The organism is Dactylosporangium sp. CA-152071 (genome assembly GCF_050936335.1).
Classification (GTDB): Bacteria; Actinomycetota; Actinomycetes; order Mycobacteriales; family Micromonosporaceae; genus Dactylosporangium; species Dactylosporangium maewongense.
This window is the reverse complement of record NZ_JBNJMZ010000001.1, coordinates 2,668,081-2,683,603: the sequence shown is the minus strand read 5'-3', so window position 1 is coordinate 2,683,603 and position 15,523 is coordinate 2,668,081. Positions and strand designations below refer to the sequence as shown.

General features: G+C 72.1%; 16 protein-coding genes and 3 pseudogenes. 8 read left to right on the top strand and 11 right to left on the bottom strand.

Annotated elements, in window-relative coordinates; translation table 11 throughout:
- Positions 1-296: 296 nt before the first annotated feature.
- Positions 297-1,658: pseudogene (locus tag ACQEVZ_RS11905) on the bottom strand (DEAD/DEAH box helicase); the annotation flags it as partial.
- Between the two features lie 223 nt (positions 1,659-1,881).
- Between ACQEVZ_RS11905 and ACQEVZ_RS11900 the strand changes: the two are divergent.
- A pseudogene (locus ACQEVZ_RS11900) lies at positions 1,882-2,303 on the top strand (DUF1360 domain-containing protein).
- 7 nt (positions 2,304-2,310) lie between these two features.
- Here ACQEVZ_RS11900 and ACQEVZ_RS11895 read toward each other — a convergent pair.
- Positions 2,311-2,496: an antitoxin gene (locus ACQEVZ_RS11895; protein WP_344504295.1), complete on the bottom strand. Its 186-nt coding sequence runs from the start codon at positions 2,494-2,496 to the stop codon at positions 2,311-2,313.
- Positions 2,497-2,910: 414 nt separating this feature from the next.
- Positions 2,911-3,519 (bottom strand): TetR/AcrR family transcriptional regulator, encoded by a 609-nt coding sequence (locus ACQEVZ_RS11890; RefSeq protein ID WP_433365307.1) that lies wholly within the window; start codon positions 3,517-3,519, stop codon positions 2,911-2,913.
- A 74-nt stretch (positions 3,520-3,593) separates the two neighbouring features.
- On the opposite strand from ACQEVZ_RS11890, the gene ACQEVZ_RS11885 reads away from it, so the two are divergent.
- Positions 3,594-4,715, top strand: a complete 1,122-nt coding sequence (locus ACQEVZ_RS11885) for an FAD-dependent monooxygenase (RefSeq protein WP_433365304.1) — start codon at positions 3,594-3,596, stop codon at positions 4,713-4,715.
- 73 nt (positions 4,716-4,788) lie between these two features.
- On the opposite strand, the gene ACQEVZ_RS11880 is transcribed toward ACQEVZ_RS11885, so the two are convergent.
- The 4 genes from ACQEVZ_RS11880 to ACQEVZ_RS11865 form a co-directional block, all read right to left on the bottom strand.
- Positions 4,789-5,724: an aminoglycoside phosphotransferase family protein gene (locus ACQEVZ_RS11880; RefSeq protein WP_433365301.1), complete on the bottom strand. Its 936-nt coding sequence runs from the start codon at positions 5,722-5,724 to the stop codon at positions 4,789-4,791.
- Between the two features lie 274 nt (positions 5,725-5,998).
- The gene (locus ACQEVZ_RS11875; RefSeq protein WP_433365298.1) at positions 5,999-7,180 is read right to left on the bottom strand and encodes a sensor histidine kinase; all 1,182 of its coding nucleotides are present in this window, start codon (positions 7,178-7,180) and stop codon (positions 5,999-6,001) included.
- A gap of 21 nt (positions 7,181-7,201) precedes the next feature.
- Positions 7,202-7,924: an ABC transporter permease gene (locus ACQEVZ_RS11870; protein ID WP_433365295.1), complete on the bottom strand. Its 723-nt coding sequence runs from the start codon at positions 7,922-7,924 to the stop codon at positions 7,202-7,204.
- Positions 7,921-8,814, bottom strand: a complete 894-nt coding sequence (locus ACQEVZ_RS11865; protein WP_344504301.1) for an ABC transporter ATP-binding protein — start codon at positions 8,812-8,814, stop codon at positions 7,921-7,923. Before ACQEVZ_RS11865 ends, ACQEVZ_RS11870 begins: the two co-directional genes overlap by 4 nt.
- A 306-nt stretch (positions 8,815-9,120) precedes the next feature.
- On the opposite strand from ACQEVZ_RS11865, the gene ACQEVZ_RS11860 reads away from it, so the two are divergent.
- The 3 genes from ACQEVZ_RS11860 to ACQEVZ_RS11850 all read left to right on the top strand — a co-directional run bounded on the left by ACQEVZ_RS11860 (position 9,121) and on the right by ACQEVZ_RS11850 (position 10,543).
- Positions 9,121-9,522 (top strand): DUF2752 domain-containing protein, encoded by a 402-nt coding sequence (locus ACQEVZ_RS11860; RefSeq protein ID WP_433365291.1) that lies wholly within the window; start codon positions 9,121-9,123, stop codon positions 9,520-9,522.
- Positions 9,523-9,569: 47 nt separating this feature from the next.
- A complete protein-coding gene (locus tag ACQEVZ_RS11855; protein WP_363416734.1) occupies positions 9,570-9,968 on the top strand; it encodes an RDD family protein in 399 nt (132 codons plus the stop codon).
- Between the two features lie 65 nt (positions 9,969-10,033).
- Entirely contained in the window at positions 10,034-10,543 is a 510-nt protein-coding gene (locus ACQEVZ_RS11850) for a metallophosphoesterase family protein (protein WP_344504304.1), read from the top strand.
- Here ACQEVZ_RS11850 and ACQEVZ_RS11845 read toward each other — a convergent pair.
- Complete coding sequence (locus ACQEVZ_RS11845) at positions 10,524-11,408, bottom strand: polysaccharide deacetylase family protein (protein WP_344504305.1); 885 nt, start codon at positions 11,406-11,408, stop codon at positions 10,524-10,526. The two genes, ACQEVZ_RS11850 and ACQEVZ_RS11845, sit on opposite strands and share 20 nt — an antisense overlap.
- Before the next feature lie 145 nt (positions 11,409-11,553).
- Here ACQEVZ_RS11845 and ACQEVZ_RS11840 point away from each other — a divergent pair, with 145 nt between their 5' ends.
- The 3 genes and pseudogenes from ACQEVZ_RS11840 to ACQEVZ_RS11830 all read left to right on the top strand — a co-directional run.
- Complete coding sequence (locus ACQEVZ_RS11840) at positions 11,554-11,988, top strand: helix-turn-helix domain-containing protein (RefSeq protein WP_433365286.1); 435 nt, start codon at positions 11,554-11,556, stop codon at positions 11,986-11,988.
- A gap of 20 nt (positions 11,989-12,008) precedes the next feature.
- Positions 12,009-12,437 carry a VOC family protein gene (locus ACQEVZ_RS11835; protein ID WP_344504307.1) on the top strand — a complete coding sequence of 143 codons (429 nt, stop codon included), beginning with the start codon at positions 12,009-12,011 and terminating at the stop codon, positions 12,435-12,437.
- Between the two features lie 113 nt (positions 12,438-12,550).
- A pseudogene (locus ACQEVZ_RS11830) lies at positions 12,551-12,691 on the top strand (ATP-dependent DNA ligase); the annotation flags it as partial.
- Between the two features lie 160 nt (positions 12,692-12,851).
- Here the strand turns inward: ACQEVZ_RS11830 and ACQEVZ_RS11825 are convergent.
- From ACQEVZ_RS11825 to ACQEVZ_RS11815, 3 genes are all read right to left on the bottom strand, one after another.
- Entirely contained in the window at positions 12,852-13,421 is a 570-nt protein-coding gene (locus ACQEVZ_RS11825; RefSeq protein WP_433365282.1) for a GrpB family protein, read from the bottom strand.
- A complete protein-coding gene (locus tag ACQEVZ_RS11820; RefSeq protein WP_433365279.1) occupies positions 13,421-14,389 on the bottom strand; it encodes a DNA polymerase domain-containing protein in 969 nt (322 codons plus the stop codon). Before ACQEVZ_RS11820 ends, ACQEVZ_RS11825 begins: the two co-directional genes overlap by 1 nt.
- A gap of 117 nt (positions 14,390-14,506) precedes the next feature.
- Complete coding sequence (locus ACQEVZ_RS11815; RefSeq protein ID WP_433365276.1) at positions 14,507-15,418, bottom strand: NAD(P)/FAD-dependent oxidoreductase; 912 nt, start codon at positions 15,416-15,418, stop codon at positions 14,507-14,509.
- Between the last annotated feature and the right edge of the window lie 105 nt (positions 15,419-15,523).

Sequence of the window (15,523 nt, the reverse complement as noted above, 5' to 3'; positions counted from 1 at the left end):
CCGGCCTCGCCCCCGGCGCGGCGTGCCGTGGTGTCGCCACCCCGGTTTGCCGTGGCGTCCCCGCTCCGGCGGCCGGTGCCGTCTCCGGCTCGGCGTGCCGTGGTGTCCCCACCCCGGGTCGCCGTGGCTTCCCCGCTCCGGCGCGCCGTCGCGGCTCCGCCGCGGGCCGTCGCTTCCTCGCCGCCGCGTGCCTTCGGCTCGCCGCCGCGCGCGCTTCCGCCCCGGCGTCCGGTCCGGCCGGGGCCTTCCGCGGCGGGCGCGGTGCCGCGGCGGGTGGGGGAGGCGGGGGCTGTGATCGTACCGGCGACGCTTGGGCTTGTGGCACTTTCTGCCGCGCTGCCCGCTCCACGGCGGCGACCCGAGCGGCGGCGCCCGGCGGTGCGCGGGGTGTCGGTGCCGTCCTCGGCCCTGGCGCGACCCTGCTGCCGGGGGACGGCGACCGGCTCGGCGGGCGGCTCGTGGAACGTGCGCACGCCCGGGGCCAGCTCGGTCAGCAGCGAGTCGCCGGGGCGCAGCCTGGTGATCGTCGGCTTGATCCCGGCCTCGCGGGCCAGCTGCCGCACGTCACCGGTCTGCTTGTCGGTCATCAGCGTGACCACGGTGCCGCTGGCACCCGCCCGGGCCGTGCGACCCGACCGGTGCAGGTAGGCCTTGTGCTCCGCCGGCGGGTCGGCGTGGATGACCAGCGCGACGTCGTCGACGTGGATGCCCCGCGCGGCGATGTCGGTCGCGACCAGCGTGCGGGCGCTGCCGTCGGAGAACGCGGTCAGGTTCCGGTCGCGGGCATTCTGCGCCAGGTTGCCGTGCAGCTCCACGGCCGGCACACCCGCGGCGACCAGCTTGCGCGCGAGGGTCTTCGCGCCGCGCTTCGTGCGCGTGAACACCACGGTCCGCCCGGGCGCGGCGGTCAGCTCGACCAGCACCGGGAACCGGTCCTCGTCCCGCAGGTGCAGCACGTGATGGGTCATGTCCACCGGCGGCGCCGCCACCGGGTCGACACTGTGCGTGACCGGGTCGCTCAGGTAGCGGCGGACGAGCACGTCGACGCCGGCGTCGAGCGTCGCCGAGAACAGCAGGCGCTGCGCGTCGGCGGGCGTCGCGTCCAGCAGCCGGCGGACCACCGGCAGGAAGCCCAGGTCGGCCATGTGGTCGGCCTCGTCCAGGACGGTGACCTCGATGTCGTCGAGGCGCGCGTGACCGGACCGCACGTGGTCGTCGAGCCGCCCGGGGCAGGCGACGAGCACGTCGACCCCGGCACGCAACGCGGCGATCTGCGGGTTGGCCCCCACGCCGCCGAACACGACCTGCGTGCGCAGCGACAGTGCCTGCGCGAGCGGGGCCATCGCGGCCTCGACCTGCGTCGCGAGCTCTCTGGTCGGCACGAGCACCAGCGCCCGGGGGCGTCCGGGGCGTCGCGGTGCCCGGCTCGCGGCGAGCCGGATCAGCACCGGCAGCACGAACGCATACGTCTTCCCGGAGCCGGTGCGACCCCGCCCGAGCACGTCACGACCGGCGATCGCGTCCGGCAGCGTGGCCGTCTGGATCGGGAACGGCTCGGTCACGCCGCTGGCGGCGAGCGCGGCGACGAGCGGTGCCGGGACGCCGAGATCGGCGAAGGTCGCCGACGAGGATGCAGGGATGAGGCGGCGGACCGCCATGAAGTCTCCGAACGTCTGAGGGGTCGTCCTGCCCGGCGCTGACAGTGGTGGTCGCGGCGCGGGGGCCGACGGTGCGGACCCATCGTACCCGAGACGATCACCTGGTTTGCGGCTCGGACGGTCCGGGTAGCTGCCAATCCATTGCAGACATCGATGTCCGGACCGCGGCCACCTACGCGCGGAAGGCGCCCGATGAGCGTCCGCTGCGGGGTACGCCACCGTCATGGCCGTCTTCGGCGCCGCCGTCGCCACGGCCGCCGGTGTTGCCAAACTCACGGGAAAGCGGCTCCCCGAGCGCCCCGGCCCGGCCGACGTGGCCCTGCCGCCCGTCGCCACCCACAAGCTGTCCCGGCTCATCACCAAGGACGCCGTCACCAGCCCGCTGCGCGCCCCCGTCACCCAGTTCGAGAGCGCCGCGGGCTCCGCGGAGGTCAACGAGACCCCCGCGGCCGCGGCGTCCAGCACGCCCTCGACGAGCTCCTGACCTGCCCGTTCTGCACCGCGGTCTGGGTCGCGTCAGGCCTCGGCGCCGGGCTCGTGTTCGCCCCCCGCGCGACCCGCTTCGGCATGGCCGTGGCGTCCGCGATCGCCGGCGCCGACTTCCTGCACCTGGCCTACTCCGCCGCGAAGAAGGCCGCCGGCTGACCTCCGCTCACTGCTTGGTGGAGTCCCCGCCCCCGGTGTGCTGCTGCGCGGCGTCGACGGCCTTCTCGATGTGCTCCGTGTGCTTGCCGCCGGTCTTGTCGTCGACGATGTCGCCCACCTTCTCCAGCGCGGCGTCAACCTTGTCGTCGTGCTGGTCGGCGAGGTCCTTCACCCTGTCGAAGAAGCTGTTCATCGCTCGTCCCCCTTGTCCGTTTTCCGTGCTGTTCCCGTACTCGTGCCACTGTGCCACGATCATGCCCGACCGCCCTCCCCAGGTCACCCGTCCGGCGCGGTTCGCTTCCACCCGGCTGCCTCGACGCGCTGCCTCGACGCGCTGGCCCGGGGTGCTGGCCCGGGGTGCTGGCCCGGGGTGTTGCCTCGACCTGCTAGCTCGACGTGCTGGCCTCGGTGTGCTGGCTCGACGTGCTGGCCCAGCGCGCTGCCTCGACCTGCTAGCCCGACGCGCTGCCTCGACCTGCTAGCCCGACGCGCTGCCTCGACGTGCTGGCCCGGCGTGCTGCGTCGGCGTGCTGGCCCGGCGTGCTGTCTCGGCGTGCTGGCCCGGCGGCGTGCGAGGCGACGATGTTGCCCACACCCCCATCGGCGCCTAGTGAGGCCGCGTCGTCATCCAAGGCCGCAGCGCCACGCCGGTCGCCTCCTCCACCGCCGCCCGCATCTCCTTCGGGTCGTGATGCGCCGGCAGGTCCTCCATCGCCACCTGCACCGCCCCAGTCACCGCCCCGACGAAGGCCCCGACCAACGCCCCCGCCCCGACCCGGTCCAGCTGCTCCGGGAACGCCTCGGCCAGATGCGCCGCGATCTGCTGCTGGGCGTCCAACTGGATCTGCAGCGCCCGCCCCCGCACCGCCGGCACCTCCCGGATCAGCCGCAGCCGTAACGCCGCCAGCCGGTCGGTCAGGTCGTCACTGTCGACGCCGGTCAGATACAGAGCGCGGATCAGCACCTCGACCGGCGTGTCCTCCGGGTCGCGGGCGGCTATCGCGTCGACCGTCGCCTGGACCCGGCGGTCGCTCTCGGGGAACAGCAGCTCCTCCTTGCTCGCGAAGTAGCTGAAGAACGTGCGCGTGCCGATGTCCGCCGCCGCGGCGATGTCGGCCACGGTCGTGCGCTCGTAACCGTCCCGCTCGAACAGCTCGGTCGCGGCGTCGACGAGGGACTGCCGGACTCGGGCGCGTTTGCGGTCACGCAAGCTCATGCCGACATCGTACCGCATCAACTGCCGACTCGCACTCATTGCAATCCTGCACTGGGTGCAGCTATCGTGGTGGCATGACTCCTCCCACCGTCCTCATCTCTGGCGCCGGCGTGGCCGGCCCGACGCTCGCCCACTTCCTGGCCCGCGGCGGGTTCCGGCCCACGATCGTCGAGCGCGCGAGCGGCTTGCGCTCCAGCGGCAATCCGGTCGACGTGCGAGGCCCGGCGCTGCCCGTGGCCGAGCAGCTGGGCATCATGCCCCAGCTGCGGGCCGCAGCCACCCACGCCACCTCGATGCTCGTCATCGACGCCAAGGGCCGTCCCGCCGGCCGCGTTCCCATGCCGAGCTCCAAGAGCGCGGCGGGCAACAGCGAGGTCGAGCTTCCCCGTGGCGCCCTCGCCGCGATCCTGCAGGAGGCCGCCTGCGGCGACGCCGAGCTGCTGTGGGACGACACCATCACGTCGGTGTCGCAGGACGCGAGCGGCGTCGACGTCACGTTCGAGCAGGCGGCTCCGCGCCGCTTCGATCTCCTCGTCGGCGCCGACGGCCTGCACTCCGTGGTGCGCCGGCTCGTCTTCGGTCCCGAGCGCGAGTTCGTGCGGCACATGGGCGTCTGGGTGGCGACGATGCCGCTGGACGAGCCGGCCGACCATCCGCACGACGTGCTGATGCACAACACGCCCGGCAGGCTCGTGTCGATCCATCCGTCCACGGGCCGGGCGATGGTCGCGTTCATCTTCCGCGGTCCGATGGTCGACGGCTTCGACCACCGCGACACCGCCCAGCACAAGCGCATCGTCACAGACGCCTATGCGGGCGCCGGCTGGCGGGTCCCCGAGCTCCTCGCCAGGCTGCAGGCGACACCCGACCTCTATTTCGACTCCGTCAGCCAGGTCCGCCTGCCGTCCTGGTCACGGGGGCGGGTGACGCTGCTCGGCGATGCGGCGTCCTGTGTCTCCCTGTTCGGCGACGGCTCGAGCCTCGCCATGGCCGGCGCGCACACCCTCGCGACCGCGCTCGCGGCGAGTCCGTCCGACCATGCGTCGGCGTTCTTGGCGTACGAGGCAGCTCACCGCACCCGCACCGACGCCAAGCAGCGCGCCGCCGGCCTCGCCGCGACGATGCTGATCCCGAAGACGCGGCTCGGCATCGCCACCCGCAACGTCGCCGCCCGCGTCCTGCTCTCGCACGCCTGATCAACCGGCGGGCGGCCGCCGGCGGACCCACCAGGCTGCGGCCCAAACGATCTCACCACTGCTCTTGGAGGTGTCAGGTGCGCATCGCGGCGATCGTGTCGGCGGCGGCGAGCATCTGGGCGGCCAGCGGCTGGAGGCCGACCTGGACCAGGACGAGGCCCGTCGAGACGCGTTCGACGACACCCCACTCCCAGATCGCCGTCTCGTCGAGGCCGGTGCGGGCCGCGAGCCAGCGCGAGCGGTCACGGGGGTCGGCCGCCATCAGCTCCACCGGGTCTTCGCGCATGATGACACCGAGGTCGTATTCCGCCTCGACGAGCAACCCGTCAGGGTCGACGAGGCGGAAGCCGTCGGGGGCGCGCAGCGTGTTCCACTCGTGGACGTCGCCGTGGACGAGGACGGCCCGTTCGTCGTCGTGGGCGGCGACGCGACGCTCGGCGCAGGCGAGTGCGTGCGCGACGGTGCGTTCGGCGCAGGGCCTGTCCAGCCGCTCCCACGCCCCGGTGATGAAGGTCGTGAGCCACGCGCCCTTCGCCGCCCCGGTCGGCAGCCCGGCGTCCGGCGCCGGCCGCCACACCCGGCTCGCGACGTCGCAGAGGATCTCGTGGCGCGTGGTGACCGGCAGCCCCAGCTCGAAGAGGCTCGGTCCGAGCTTCTCCAGCAGCAGCGCGTCCCGGGCGACGTCGTGCCGCAGCAGCCGCGCGCACCCGTCGCCGCCCGCGAGCCGCAGCACTGTCACCTCGTGGGCCGCGGCGTTGCCCGCCCGCGGCACGATCAGCTTCAGGACCGCGGGCGTGCCGTCGGTCATGGTGGCGTCGGCGACGAAGGCCTCGGTGGCGTCGGTGTACACCCGCCCGACGCGGATGGCCCAGTCCGCCTCGATGTCGGCGACGAGCTCGGGCAACAGTCGCAGCCAGGCGTGTGCCCCGGCAGCTTCCGCCTTCGCCCGTACCGTCGCCGGCAACGCCTCGTCGACCCACCTCGGCGGCCTGTTGTCCGTGCTCGTCACGGTCCGGTCCTTCCTGTGCCGTCCGCACCTGGCACCACCGGCGTCAGTCGCCGACCGGCGTCGGTCGCGGCCGGTGTCGCGGCAGCGGGCGCGGCTCCGGGCGGCTCGTCCGTGCCGGCCGCCTGAGCTGCTCGGTCGACGCGGCCCGGCCGCTGCGATCCGTTCGGGACGGGAGGTGCCTCCATCGGTCGGAGCCTGCCCGCCGGCCGGGCCGCGGGCAACCGCAATACGGCGCCGCTGTGACGAGGGCCCGGCGCTTGGCGGGGTGGCACGGTCAGGTGGTGGCTCGCAGGACGAACCCGCCGCCGTCGCGGTTGCCGATGGTCAGGGTGCCGCCGGCGGAGTCGACGCGTTCGCGGAGGCCGGCGAGGCCGTGGCCCGGCGAGTCAAGGTCCGCGTGGCCGGCCGGGTCCCGGGTGGCAGCGGCCCGGGTGGAGGCGTCCGTCGCGGACGCCGATGCGGCGGACGGGCGGGTGGTGGGGCCGCGGCCGTCGTCGCTGATCTCGACGGCGTTGTGCTCCAGGCGGATCCAGCAGTGTTTCGCGTCGCTGTGACGGATGACGTTGGTGACGCCCTCGCGGACGACCCAGGCGAAGAGCTGCTGCCGGGCAGGGTCGGCGGCCTCGGCGGTGAGCGGCACCTCGGCCTCGATGCCGGCGGCGTCCAGGGCGCTGCGCGCCGAGGCGAGCTCCGTGGCCAGGGACATCTCGCGGTAGCCGGAGACGGCGGCGCGCACGTCGACGAGGGCCTCGCGGACGAGGCGTTGGATGTCGGTGAGCTCGGCCTCCGCGCGGTCGGGGGCGATGCGGACCAGCCGGGCGGCGAGCTCGCTCTTCACGGAGACGACGGTGAGGGAGTGGCCGAGGAGGTCGTGCAGGTCGCGGGCGAAGCGGTTGCGTTCGGCGGCGACGGCCAGCTGGGTGATCTCCTCGCGGGCCTCGGCGAGCTGGGCGTTGCGCTGCACGACGCGGGTGACGCCCCAGACGGCGAGGGCGGCGACCAGGACGGCGAAGGTGAGGTCGATGCCGCCGTCCCAGCCGGGCACGAGCTTCGGCAGGGCGGCGGCGCACACGGCGGCGCTGAGGACGACGGTCCAGGCGAGGCGCGGGCCGAGCGAGAACACGGCCATCACGCCGACGTAGACCAGCGCCGTGAGGCCCGATTCGCCGACGATGAGCGTGAGCGCCGCGGTGAGGGCGATCATGACCCCGAGCCGCCACGCCGCGGAGGGAAGGACCATGGGGGCGCCGGTGCGTCGCATCGCGGCGCGGGCGGCGACGAAGGACATCAGGTAGAGCACGCAGAAGGCGAGCGCCGCGGTGAGGCCGGCGACGCGCTCCCAGACCTCCGGGCGGCGCCAGGCGTCGCCGATGGGGCCGGCCATGTAGAACAGCCAGACCGCGGCCCACAGCCAGAAGAACCTGGGTGCGGACCGGCGGCTGGTTGGGTCACTCATGACGGACACGGTACCGACGACTCAGGCGCGGGCGGTGTCGACGCGGAACCGGCGCAGCGCGACGAGCGCCAGCACGAGCGTCCAGCCGCCGAGGACGAGGATGGCCTGGACGTCGATGTGGCCGTGGTCGAGCGGGCTGCGGGCGACCTGCCCGGTCCAGTAGGACGGGGTCAGCTTCGCGATCTGCTGCATGAAGCCCGGCATGAGCGAGACCGGCACCCAGAGCCCGCCGAATGCGGCGAGGGTCAGGTTGAGCAGCGCGGTGACCTGCTGGACGCCGTCGGGCTTCGCGAGGTAGCCGATGACGACGCCGAGCGCGGCGAAGGGCAGCGCGGACAGCCAGGCGCCGACGAAGCACAGCACCCACTCGGTCGCGGTGAGCCTGATGTGCAGGCCCAGGGCGCCGACGAGGAACGTGACGAGGGCCGGTGGGATGGCGACGAGCAGCGCGACGATGACCTTGTTGGTGACGTACCCGCCGGGGGACAGGGGCGTGAGGCGCAGGGTGCGGTTCCAGCCGAGGCCGCGCTCGACGGCGATGGTGCTGCCGCTGGTGAGGGCGGCCGTCATGGCGCCGAAGAGGGCCATGCTGACCATGACGTACTTCTTGGCGTCGGCGTCGCCGCCGACGGAGACGCCGCCGATGATGAGCAGGAGCAGGGCCGGCATGAGCATCGAGAAGATGACGACGCGCTTGTTACGGACGAGACGGACGATCTCCATGCGGAGGTAGGTCGTGTTCACTTGCTGCTCCCGGCGGCGGTGAGGGCGATGAAGGCGTCTTCGAGGTTGCGCGCGGTGACTTCGACGTCGCGCGCGTCGGTGGAGTTGAGCAGGGACCGCAGGGCGGTGTCGGAGTCGTCGCAGTGCAGCATGACGACGTCGCCGCGGGTCTCGACCCGGTCGACGCCCGGCAGGGCGGCGAGGCCGACGAGGTCGGCGCCGGGGAGGGTGGCGCGGATCGTCCGGCCGGTCACGGCCGCCTTGATCTGTGCGGCGGTGCCGTCGGCGATGACCTGGCCGGAGCGCAGGAGCACGATGCGGTCGGCGTAGGCGTCGGCCTCGTCGAGGTAGTGGGTCGCGAAGAGCACCGTGCGCCCCTGTGCTGTCTCCTGCCGCATCGTCGTCCAGAACCCGCGACGGGTCTCGACGTCCATGCCGGTCGTCGGCTCGTCGAGGACCAGCAGGTCGGGGTCGGCGACGAGGGCCATCGCGAAGCGGATGCGCTGCTGCTGCCCGCCGGAGAGGCCGCCGACGCGCTGGTTGGCGAACTCGGCGACCCCCGCGCGTTCGAGGACCTCCGGCACCGGACGCGACCGCTGCTGCAGGGCGGCGGTGAGGCGCACCGTCTCGCCCGCGGTGAGGTCCGGCAGCAGGCCGCCGCTCTGCAGCAGCGCGCCGACGGTGCCCTTCGCGATCGCCTTCGCCGGGGACTGCCCGTCGAGCAGGACCGTGCCCTCGTCGGGGCGCAGGAGGCCGAGCAGCATGTCGATCGTCGTGGACTTGCCCGCACCGTTCGGGCCGAGGAGCGCGACGACCTCGCCGCGTCGGATCGTGAGATCCAGCCCGTCCACGGCGGTGAGGGCACCGAACCGTTTCGTGAGGCCGGTCAACTGGACTGCTGCGTTCGTCATGCCAGAAGCATCGCCGGGCATCCACCCCGGCGGATCTGTCCGGCGTCACCCGCGACCCCATGACGGATGTCATGCCGGGGTGCATGCCGGATCACCCGAGCACCCTGACACGCGTCCATCGGGCAAATATTTCGTATCGTTATCATTGCGTCTCCGCCCGTTACATCCGCTTATGTACTGATATCTGACGACTCATGTAGCCGCCTTCGGCGTAGATGTCGGTCGTTCGGATGAGCTAACGGGGTGGTGATGGCCTGATCCCGTGCCATACGATCGCGGTCCTATACCGTCGATCGAGCAGGTCACGTGCGCAAGCAGCTGTCCGTCCCCGAACGTATCGGCGCCCTCGGCGCCGGTATCGCGGTGGCCGCGGCATTGTGGCCGATGTTCACGGCATCCACCGGTCTCGGTGCGCCGTGTCTGCTGCGGACCTTCACCGGCGTCCCGTGCCCGGCCTGCGGTCTGACCACCGCCGCGGTCGAGCTGGTGCACGGACACGTCGTGGCCTCGGCGGCGGCGAACCCGGCCATCCTGGGCGTAGCGGCGGTGACCGCCGTGACGGCACCGCTGCTGCTGCTGCGCCAGTTCGGCGTGGTCGGCGCCCCGGTGCCGTGGTCCGGCAGGGCCCGATCGCGCATGGGCTGGGTCATGCTCGTGGCGGCAGCCATGAGCTGGGCCTTCCAGTTGCACCGGCTCGGGTTCTCCTGAGCCGGAACGTGTTGCAGTACCCCCACATTTCTCGTCCAAGGAGTTCCATGAACCTCGCAACGTGGCCCGTGCGGGTCGGCGCCTTCATCGTCGACTACATCCCCGCCTGGCTCCTGTTCGGCATCGGCGCCGGCGTCGGCCGCAACGACGACGGCACGCTCGGCCCGATCTACTTCGTGTTCGCGCTGCTCGGCTTCGGCTACATCGTGTACAACCGCTGGATCCTCGGCGGCAAGGGCCAGAGCCTCGGCAAGAAGGCGCTGGGCCTGTACCTGGTCAAGGAGCAGACCGGCCAGCCGATCGGTGCGGGCATGGCGTTCCTGCGGGACATCGCCCACGTCGTCGACAGCATCATCTGCTACATCGGCTGGCTCTTCCCGCTCTGGGACGCCAAGAAGCAGACGCTGGGCGACAAGATCGTCGGAACGGTCGTCACCAAGGCGTAAGTCCGTCATGGGAAGCACCCCGGACCTCCGGGGTGCTTTTTCATGCGCCCGGTAGCGTCGGCGTGATGAGGCTCGTGCTGGTCGCCGACACCCATGTACCGCAGCGGGCGCGTGACCTGCCGGCCCAGCTGTGGGCGGCGGTCGAGGCCGCCGACGTCGTCATCCACGCCGGCGACTGGGTCGACGAGCCGTTCCTGGACCGGTTCGAGGCCCGGTGCGCGCGGCTGATCGGTGTGTACGGCAACAACGACGGCCCGGCGCTGCGGGCCAGGCTGCCCGAGGTCGCCGACGTCGACCTCGACGGGCTCCGGGTCGCCGTCGTGCACGAGACCGGCCCGGCGACCGGCCGCGAGCAGCGCTGCGACGCCCGCTTCCCGGGCCGGGACCTGCTCGTCTTCGGCCACTCGCACATCCCGTGGGACACCGTCACACCCGCCGGCCTGCGACTGCTCAACCCGGGCTCACCGACGGACCGCAGGCGCCAGCCGTACGCCACCTACATGACCGCGACCGTGACCGGCGGGGCGCTCGTCGACACGGTGCTGCATCAGGTGCTCAGAGCGCCTCGAGCGTGAAGTACTGCTTCAGGAACGGCAGCAGCGTCTGGTACGCGATGATCGTGTCGGGCTGCTTGTTGTCGTGGGACAGCACGATCGAGCCCTGCCGGACGTGCTGCTTCACGTCGGCGATGACCCGCCTGATGTGGGCGGCGTCGTCGGAGTCCTTCGTGTGGTTCCAGTCCGCGGGGTCGACGTCCCAGTAGATCGACGCCATCCCGAGGTCCTTCGCCTTCGCGATCAGGCCGGGGGTGAAGTTGCCGCCGGGCGCACGGAAGTACTTGATCGGGGCGCCGGGGGCGGCGGCGTGGATGGCCTCGTTGGTGCGCTTGAGGTCCCAGTCGATGTAGCCGGGATCCTTCTTCGCGAGATTGGTCAGGTGCTGCCACGAGTGGTTGCACAGGGTGTGCCCCTCGTCGGCGATCCGCCGCACCAGGGCCGGGTTGTCCCGGGCGCGGAAGCCGACCAGGCAGAAGGTGGCCTTGACGCCGTTGTCCCGCAGCAGGTCGAGGATCTTCGGGGTGTTCACCGGGTCGGGCCCGTCGTCGAACGTCAACGCGACCGCGGTCGTCCCGGTGCGGCTCTGCGAGCCGGCGGCGCCGTGACCGGAGCCCGGCGGGCGGATCACGAATGTGCCCTCGGGCCCCTTCACCGTCGACGCGCTCGCCTTCGGCGACGGCTTCCCGGCCGGTGACTTCGAGGCGGACGGGCCCGCCGACGGCGACACGTCGGCCGTCGGGGAGGGGTCTGCGGACGCCGTCGCGGAAGGGGCGCCGGTGGCGGGCCGGGCGGCCTGGTGGTCCTGCTTCTTGTCCGACCCGCACGCCGTGAGGGCGAGCATCGAGGCGATCAGCAGCGTGACCACGGACCTGCGTCGGGGCACGTTGAACGCTCCTTACAACAAACGGCAAAACGCGTTGCCCGGCCAACGTAGCCGAATCCGGGCATGATTCACATCCCCTCTAACGGAACGGAGGCATGTGAATACGTAGGGTCATGGGACTCGATGCTGCCGTTATGGTGCTGGCATGACGACCGCCAGGGTGGTGCCCGTGCAGCTCCTACCGCATCTACGCCGTGCCCGGGACCATCTCGACCGGCACTATCGCGAGCCCCTCGACCTCGACGCCGTCGCCGCTGTCGCGTGCGTCTCCAAGTACCACTTCGTGCGCAGCTTCGAGTCGGCGTATGGCGAGACGCCCATGCGTTACCTGACCCGCCGCCGGATCGAGCGCGCCCAGGACCTGCTGCGCTCCGCCAACCTGACCGTCACCGAGATCTGCATGCTGGTCGGCTTCAGCAGCCTCGGCTCGTTCTCGTCCAAGTTCACCGCGATCGTGGGCGAGAGCCCGACCGCCTATCGGGACCGCTGGGCGGCGCTCGGCAAACCCCACGTCCCGGGATGCTTCCTGTTCATGAACGGCGTGCTGACGCGCAATTCTGGAGAAGCACCCCGAAGCTGACGGTCAGTAACGTTGTCCGCATGATCTCGAACGTTTCGCTTGTCACGCTGTACTGCCTCGACCAGGACAAAGCCCGCGACTTCTACGTCGACGTGCTCGGTTTCGAGGTCCGCACCGACGTCACGTTGGGTGAAGGTTACCGCTGGCTGACGATCGGCCACCCGAGCCAGCCGGAGCTGGAGGTGACCCTCATGCTCCCCGGCCCGCCGCTCGACGAGGAGGCCGCCGCATTCGTCCGCCGCCAGCTGGAGAAGGGTCAGATGGGCGCGCTCGGCCTTCGCGTCGACGACTGTCACAAGACGTTCGAGGAGCTGTCCGCGAAGGGGGTCACGTTCCTGCAGGAGCCCTCCGACCGCCCGTATGGCGTAGAGGCCGTCATGCGCGACATCACCGGCAACTGGCTGGTCTTAGTCGAGCCCCGCGCCTTCACACCGTCAGACTTCAGCTGACGGACACCAGCCCGCCAGGGTGAGCCCTGACCTTCGCCCCGAGTCCCGCAATGTACGTGGAGGGTTGCTGACGACAACGCTCGACAACTGGTCTGCCCGGGCACGACGGTCATCGCGACCTGGTCGACGACCTCGACGCCGTCCGTTCGCAGGTCATCCCGGCGCTGACAGGGCGTCCGCTGGCAGTGGTGCGGGTGCTGCGGGGCCGGCCGCCATTCATGCAGAAGAACCTGCCGAAGTGCACGCCCGACTTCGGCCAGCCCGCCCCGACCTGACGCTCGGAGTGGCCGGTTCCGCAGCGGCGTGCCCGGCTCAGCGATCCGAGCCCTCAGCAATACGCGGATGGCGTCGTGTCGGGTTGGCTGGTGGGCATGGGCGCGCGGAGAGGGTCGGCTCAGGGCCGCGGGGCTGGGCTCATGGCTGGTGGGTGTTGTGTGCTGACCAGCCGGTGGCGGCGGCCCACTCCTCCGCTGCGACGATGACGAGGTCGACGACCGGGTCCTTGACGTCGCTGTAGACGCCGAGGGCGTCGGGGATGCCGGAGAGGGCGTCGGCGAGGGCGGACTTGAAGGCGCCGTAGGCCGGGACGGCGGCGGGGTGGGCGCGGAACCAGTCGCGGAAGAGCAGGGCCAGGCGTTCGTTCGGGGAGCCGGTGCGCCGGACGTGCAGGTTGATGCCGGGGCCGGACCACATCCGCTTGGTCCATCGGGCCGGGTCGTCGGTCAGGCCGGCGGGCACGTGGTCGCGCTCGAACGGCATGCGGGACAGGCCCAGGGCCTGCAGCGGGGCGTCCAGCGGCGCGTCGAGGTCGGCCACGCTGACCTGCAGGTCGAGGACCGGCTTGGCGGGCATGCCCGGGATCGACGTGCTGCCGATGTGCTCGACGGCGGCGGCGTGCGGGGCCAGGTCGTGCAGGAGGCGGGCGGCGAGCGCGAGGCCCTGGGCCGCCCAGTCCTCGCGCGGCGCGTCGACGACGATCGGCATCAGGGCTCCACCGTGGCTTCGCGCTTGGCCTTGGCGCGGCGTTTTCCTTCGTGCATCGCCTGCACGCGTGGCACGGGGATCGTGTGGCCTTCCTCGATCAGGGCGGCGTCGAGTCGTTGCGGGGGTGGCATCCGCTCGGCCCACGGGTCGGCGCCGGCGAGGAGGGCGGGCACGGTGTGGACGGTGAAGTCGGCCGGCGAGACGTCGTCGAGGTCGTCCCAGGCGACCGGGAAGGAGACCGGCGTGCCGGGGCGCAGCCGTGGACTGTATGCGGCGGCGACCGTCGCGCCGCCGACCCTCGTCGGGTCGAGGAAGACCTTGCCCTCGCGGTCCTCGCGGATGAAGGCGGTCGTGGCGAGGGACGGGTCGAGCCGGGCGGCGCGGGCGGCGACCGCGCGGGTGGCGGCGGCGATGTCCTCCATCGGCGCGTGGGCGTCGATGGGCACGAACACGTGCAGGCCCTTGGCGCCGCTCGTCTTCACCACGCTGTCCATGCCGAGGTCGGTGAGCACGGCCCGGATCAGCCTGGCCGCGCCGACCGCGAGCCCGAACGCGTCCGGCGCCGGCGGGTCCAGGTCGAGGATCATGTGGGTGGTGTGCGCGAAGTCGGGTGCCTTCGACAGCAGCGGGTGGAACTCGATGGAGCGCTGGTTGGCGAACCACAGCAGGGTCCGCCGGTCCTCGCACAGCCCGTAGGTGACGTTGCGCTTGGACGACTCGGCCCAGACGGTCACCCGGGGCACCCAGTCGGGCGTGTACTTCGGCAGGTTCTTCTGCATGAAGGGCGCCTGGCCGCGCAGCACCCGCACCACCGACAGCGGACGCCCCGTCAGCGCCGGGATGATCTGCGAACGGACGGCGTCGAGATAGTCGACCAGGTCGCGCTTGGTCGCTCCCGCCTCGTCGAACAGGGTCTGGTCGAGGTTCGTCAGCGCGACGCCGTCGCGCTCCTCATTCGCAGCGGTCACCGCCACACCGTAACCCCCGTCCGATGCCAGACACTGGAACCTAGTGTCCTAGGAAGCGTAACGCGACGTGACCCCGGCCGCCAGTCGCAGCCGGGGCAGACCCTCAACGAGCGCGGATCACGCCGCGTCCTCCAGTACCAGATCCATGTTGATCAGACCGGCGGTGCTGACGCCGGCGGCGGCCGAGGCGATGACCGTGGCCATCGGCTCGGTGACGTTGCCCGCCAGGTAGACCCCGGGGACGCTGGTGGTTCCGGCGGGACCGGAGGGGAGGTGCGTGCCCAGCGGCACGCCGTGCGCCTCGAAGGCGGCAGGTGCCAGTCCCAGCGGCTCGAGGAACGCGGCGCGTGCCGTGACCCGTCCCATCGCGACCAGGGCCTCGACCGGCACGATGGTGCCGTCCGCCAGGTGGGCGCCGTCCGCGCCGTACGAGACGACCTCGCCCTCGACGATCCGGATCCCGCGCCGGTCCAGCCGCGCGACCTCGTCCGGGGTCGGGGCGGGGGCGGTGTGCCGCAGCAGCGTGACCTGCGGGGTCCACTGCCGCCACAGCAGCGCCTGGTGAGCCGCCATGCCGGTGGTGGCGAGGACGGCGACCGGCCGGTCCCTGACCTCCCAGCCGTGGCAGTACGGGCAGTGCAGCACCCGGCTGCCCCAGTGCTCGGCGAGGCCCGGGATGTCCGGCAGCTCGTCGACGAGGCCGGTCGTGGCAAGGATCCGCCGCGCCGACACGGTCCGGCCGTCCGCCGTTTCGACGGCGAACTTCGGCGACGCACCGGTGACGGCGGTGACGACGCCGTCGCGGATTTCGCCACCGTACTGGTGAACCTCGGCCCGTCCGATCGACAACAGCTCCGCCGGCGGCGTGCTCTCCCGGCCGAGGTAGTTGTGCACGTGGCCGGCGGGGGCGTTACGGGGTTCGCCGGCGTCGATGACCAGCACCCGGCGGCGGGCCCGGGACAGGGTGAGCGCGGCGCTCAGGCCGGCCGCGCCGCCGCCGATGATCACTACGTCGTAGTCGTTGTCCATGCCACGAGCGTCCGTCGCTCTGGCGCGATCCGCAATGGTGCTTGCTGAAACAGCAAGGCTGCGGGATCGCGTGCAGATCGTCGTGTTCGCGTACGAGGCGGGGGT